At 48.1% G+C, this 486-nt stretch carries 4 tRNA genes; all 4 read right to left on the bottom strand.

Annotated elements, in window-relative coordinates:
- Nucleotides 1-78: 78 nt before the first annotated feature.
- The 4 genes from AC1RPJ_RS07795 to AC1RPJ_RS07780 all read right to left on the bottom strand — a co-directional run bounded on the left by AC1RPJ_RS07795 (nucleotide 79) and on the right by AC1RPJ_RS07780 (nucleotide 486).
- Nucleotides 79-168 (bottom strand) — tRNA-Ser (locus tag AC1RPJ_RS07795).
- Nucleotides 169-207: 39 nt separating this feature from the next.
- Nucleotides 208-281: transfer RNA gene (locus AC1RPJ_RS07790), tRNA-Ile, on the bottom strand.
- 19 nt (nucleotides 282-300) lie between these two features.
- Nucleotides 301-374: transfer RNA gene (locus AC1RPJ_RS07785), tRNA-Met, on the bottom strand.
- 40 nt (nucleotides 375-414) lie between these two features.
- Nucleotides 415-486, bottom strand: a tRNA-Pro gene (locus tag AC1RPJ_RS07780).

The following is a 486-nucleotide window of genomic DNA, read 5'->3' as shown; positions in this document are numbered from 1 at the left end:
GCAGGATTTGAACCTACGACCTTCGGGTTATGAGCCCGACGAGCTACCAGACTGCTCCATCCCGCGATAATATTAAAAAGGAGGATAAGAGATTCGAACTCTTGCGTGGTTTGACCCACCTGACGGTTTTCAAGACCGTTCCCTTCAGCCAGACTTGGGTAATCCTCCATAAAAAATTAAAAATCTACTTGAATCAGCTACAAGTAATGGACCTTGTAGGACTCGAACCTACGACCGGGCGGTTATGAGCCGTCTGCTCTAACCAACTGAGCTAAAGGTCCAAGCTTCTTACGTAGAAAATAGCGGTGAAGGGGATCGAACCCCTGACCTCCCGGGTATGAACCGGACGCTCTAGCCAGCTGAGCTACGCCGCCATAAAATAAAAACACATAATAAATTTTGGCAATCTATTAATCGGGAAAACAGGATTCGAACCTGCGACCCCCTGGTCCCAAACCAGGTGCTCTACCAAGCTGAGCTATTTCC

The organism is Dellaglioa sp. CoH-57-MRSF-17 (genome assembly GCF_056782015.1).
This window is presented reverse-complemented; position numbering and strand designations above follow the sequence as displayed.